Annotated in this window: 4 protein-coding genes and 1 pseudogene; 2 read left to right on the top strand and 3 right to left on the bottom strand. The window is 50.5% G+C overall.

Annotated elements, in window-relative coordinates:
• Together ABWO75_RS13415 and ABWO75_RS13410 are read right to left on the bottom strand one after the other, a co-directional pair.
• A partial coding sequence (locus ABWO75_RS13415) for a Gfo/Idh/MocA family protein (RefSeq protein WP_353186354.1) occupies window positions 1-799 on the bottom strand: 799 nt, incomplete at its 3' end.
• A 182-nt stretch (window positions 800-981) separates the two neighbouring features.
• Entirely contained in the window at window positions 982-1,551 is a 570-nt protein-coding gene (locus ABWO75_RS13410) for an RNA polymerase sigma factor (RefSeq protein WP_353186352.1), read from the bottom strand.
• Between the two features lie 211 nt (window positions 1,552-1,762).
• Here ABWO75_RS13410 and ABWO75_RS13405 point away from each other — a divergent pair, with 211 nt between their 5' ends.
• On the top strand, window positions 1,763-2,617 hold the full coding sequence (locus ABWO75_RS13405; protein ID WP_353186350.1) for a peptidylprolyl isomerase: 855 nt from the start codon (window positions 1,763-1,765) through the stop codon (window positions 2,615-2,617).
• Window positions 2,617-3,996 (top strand): peptidylprolyl isomerase, encoded by a 1,380-nt coding sequence (locus tag ABWO75_RS13400; protein WP_353186348.1) that lies wholly within the window; start codon window positions 2,617-2,619, stop codon window positions 3,994-3,996. Before ABWO75_RS13405 ends, ABWO75_RS13400 begins: the two co-directional genes overlap by 1 nt.
• Before the next feature lie 2 nt (window positions 3,997-3,998).
• On the opposite strand, the pseudogene ABWO75_RS13395 reads toward ABWO75_RS13400, so the two are convergent.
• Window positions 3,999-4,216: pseudogene (locus ABWO75_RS13395) on the bottom strand (DUF4440 domain-containing protein); the annotation flags it as partial.

Raw genomic sequence — 4,216 nt, 5'->3', positions numbered from 1 at the left:
CTGCCGCAACCTGCGACGCCATCAGCACGCCACTTGCGCCGTTATCAAACTGCAGCAATACGTTGCCATCGTCGTCCAGCTTGCGTCCGGCGACGAATGTGTGCAGCGAAGCACAGAGCCGGGTTGCCCGCAGGCCGGAAATGTATTCGGCGAGGTGCAGGGCGTGCGTACCAATGTCTCCCATGCAGCCGCTTTGCCCCGACTGTTGCGGGTCGGTGCGCCACGCGGCCTGTTTGTTGCCGGTGACTTCGGATAATTTACTAAGCCAGCCCTGCGGATATTCCACATAGATCTTTCGGATATTCCCCAGTTTTCCTTCGCGGACCAGGTGACGGGCTTCCTTTACCATGGGATAGCCCACATAGGTATGCGTAAGCAGCAGTGAGCAGCCGGTTTCGGCCACTTTTTGCTGCAGCTGCCTGGCTTCTTCGAGATCAAAGGCCATGGGTTTTTCCAGCACGACGTGGAATCCGTGTTCCAGCGCCATCATTGCGGGTCCGAAGTGCGCATTATTAGGCGTCACAATGCTGATAAAATCCATGCGCTCGCCCTGCGGAAGCTTGCTTTCCGACTCGATCATTTCCTGGTAGCTGCCGTATACCCGATTATCGGGCAGCAGCAGCGAGCGGCCGCTCGCCTTTGATCGGTCGGCGGACGAACTGAACGCGCCGCACACCAGCTCGATCCATCCATCCATTGCGGCTGCAATACGATGTACTTCTCCGATAAAGGCACCCTGCCCCCCTCCTACCATGCCCATTCTGAGCTTGCGGCGATCTGTTAAATCTGTCATCATCATTTATATTGCTTTTCTACATGAGTTACGTCGTTCGTACGGCTGTGTGGGGTCTTCTGCCGGATGCTATCCAATCCCGAAAAGGCGACCGTTAAGATACCAAACATACGCACAAATAGGAAAAAAAACAAGCATAGTGTGGGCCAAAACGCAATGCCAACGTTGGTATAGTGCCGTAAAAAAAACTAGGTCAGGTTGAATTCCTGTTTAAGGATATGGACCAGTTTGCGTACCGCATTGACCAAATGTGCATCCACCGTTTTGGGTGATATTCCCAATATATCTGCGGTTTCCTTGTAAGAAAACCCTTCCTCCTTCACGAGTTTAAAAACCAGTTTAGCCTGATTCGGAAGCTTGGCGATGGCCCGTTCGAGGCCCGCCTTCATTTCCCCCTGTATCAGGATTGCTTCGGGTGAGGCGACTGTACCGAGCTGGATGTCCACATCGACATCATTCAGGGAGACCACCGTTTTGCCCGATTGCTTTTTAACGTAATTGAGTGCCATATTCCGGGCGGATATAAAGGCATAATGCTTTACGTTATTAACGGCTGTCAGCGTCTGCCGACGCTGCCATAACATCAATAAAACGTCACTGGCAATCTCCTCAGCGGCCATTTCCGATTTAACGATCCCATAACAGAATTTAAGCAGGGGGGCAAACAGCAAAGCAAATACTTTCCCATAAGCATCCTCCGAATTTGCCGAAGCCATCTCCTCAACCAAAAGGGGTAGCGCTGGTAGTGTGTTTGACATGATTTTATAATTGGTATTTCAAATATAGGATATCTGCTGACCATTTTGCAAATATTAATCATATTTTAATTCATAGCGAATCCGTTGTCCGACAACCGGGGCGGGCTACAGGGAAACAGGCTACGGGAAAGTGTTAAAAATGGTTAAAAGGGCTTATTATTATGCTCAAATACATTATTTTAGCCATGTTTAAGTAGGTCGACCTGCTGGTATGGGAAAAATAAACACGTGTTTTTTGATGGGGTTTGCCGCCGTTTTGGCCATTGCACTGGAATCGTGCCACCGGGGAAAGTCGCAACCCGTGGCCAGGTCGTATGACGCCTACCTTTATCCCGAAGGCCTGCAGGGCGTAGTTCCTCCGGGTGTGACAGGGAACGACAGCATCCAGCTGGCCCATGCCTATATTGAACAATGGATCCGCCAGCAAGCATTGCTTCATCATGCCCAGCGCAACGTCAATATTAATTCGGAGCGACTGGAACGGCAGGTAACGGAATACCGGAATGGCTTAATCGTCTACGAGTATGAACAGGCACTGGTAAGCCAGAAATTGGACACGGTGGTTACGGATGGGGAAATCCAGGCCTATTACAAGGCCCGCGAGGCATTGTTTACGCTGAAGCAGCCGATTTTTAAAATGACATACGTGAAACTTAAACCGGATGCACCGGAACTCGATCGTGTAAAGCGATGGTTCCTGTCGGCTGATTTTGAAGACCGGGACCTGCTGGAGAAGTATTGCGCGGTATACGCATTGGATTACCAGCTGCAGGATACCGGCTGGCATTACGCTTCGGAACTGGCCAATCGCGTTCCGTTTGCCCGCATCAATGAGGGCGATTATGGCAAAACCGGCCGAATTTTTGAAATAATTGAAAATAATGAATTATATCTGATAATTTTGCACGACTCAAGATTCGGGGATGACCGGTCGCCGCTCGCATTGGAGTATGAAAATATCCGGAATCTCATATTGAATAAACGCAAAATTGAGCTGATCGACCAGATGCATAAACTCATTATGGACGATGCACGTAAGAAAAATAATATAGAAACATATAACTGATGAGTAAATATACCGGTATTCTCTTGCTGTTTGCGCTGTTTGGCGCACCCCGGTTTGCAGCAGCCCAGTCCCAGGTCATTGATGAAGTTGCGGCTGTTGTTGGATCAAACATTATCCTGCAATCCGAAATAGAGATGCAATACGCCCAATACTTGGCGCAGGGTAATAAAGCAAATGAAGACTTCAAATGCTACATTCTTCAGCAGCAGCTCACCCAGAAGTTGCTGGCACAGCAGGCTGCGATCGACTCGATTGAAGTGGGAGAAAGTGAAGTGGATGATAATATTAACTCCCGGTTACGGTATATGTCCAGCCAGGCCGGCGGACAGGAACGCCTGGAGCGTTTCCTTAACCGCTCGCTGCTCCAATATAAAGAAGAGATGCGCCCAAGCGTATACGAGCAGTTGAAGGCAAACAAAATGCAGCAGAATATCGTCGCAGACATCGACGTAACACCTTTGGAAGTAAAGCGTTATTTTGAGTCGCTTGATAAGGACAGCCTACCTTACTTCAACACCGAGGTGGAAGTGGGTGAACTGGTGGTATACCCTAAACTCACCCGTGAAGAAAAACAGCAATACCGCGACCGGGCCGAGGACCTGCGCAAACAGGTTGCGGACGGGACGGACTTTGCGACCGTTGCCCGGTTATATTCGCAGGACCCGGGATCAGCTCCGTACGGTGGTGATCTTGGCTTCAATACGCGTGACGGTTTTGTAAAGGAATTCTCCGCGGTGGCGTTCCGCCTTAAACCCGGGGAGCTGTCGCCGGTATTCGAATCCGAGTTCGGATTCCATTTCCTCGAAGTGCTGGAAAGACGCGGGGAAGAAGTACGCACGCGGCATATCCTGGTCCAGATTAAGCCTACTGCTGCGAGCCTGGAACGGGCCAGGAAGGACATTGACAGCATCCACAACCTGGTCGTCACCAATAAGCTGGATTTCTACACGGCGGCGACCCTCCATTCGGACAATAAGGAGACGAAATATAACGGCGGAATGCTGCTGAACATGGAAAACCAGCAGAGCCGCACCACGCTGATCCCTGCCGATAAGCTGGATGCTGCAGTCTTTACCGCCATAGACACGCTGCAGCCGGGCGCGTATTCGAGACCGGCACAGTTTACCGACCAGACCGGCAAAACCGGTTACCGTTTTACCTACCTCAAGTCGCGCACTGCCCCCCATCAGGCTAACCTGGATCAGGATTTCGCCAAAATCAAGGAAGCCGCGCTTCAGGATAAGATCAACCGCAAGCTCAGCGAGTGGTTTGAAAACCGGAGACAGACGACCTACATCGACATCAACGAAGCGTATTACAACTGCGACGACTTAAAAATCTGGCTTAAAAATAAGGAAGGGGCGCTTGCCCAGCAGTAATTTTACCGCTCGAAAAGCATTTCGATAATCACTTTCCACTGAAAATCCGGTTGCAGCTGCCATATCCGCACGTAATTGCACTGCATGATGTTATCTGCAACGGCCACATCCGCTGTGCCATAAGAATAAGCCAGCTCACCGCTGTATGAACGGCTCGCCACCAATGACTCCGCGCGGATAGCCACGTCCTGCTTCTCCAGAAATTTCATCACGGCATCTT

This window comes from Parapedobacter lycopersici (assembly GCF_040395035.1).
GTDB lineage: Bacteria > Bacteroidota > Bacteroidia > Sphingobacteriales > Sphingobacteriaceae > Parapedobacter > Parapedobacter lycopersici_A.
Note: the sequence above shows the minus strand (reverse complement) of the source record. Positions and strands in the feature narration are given on the sequence as shown.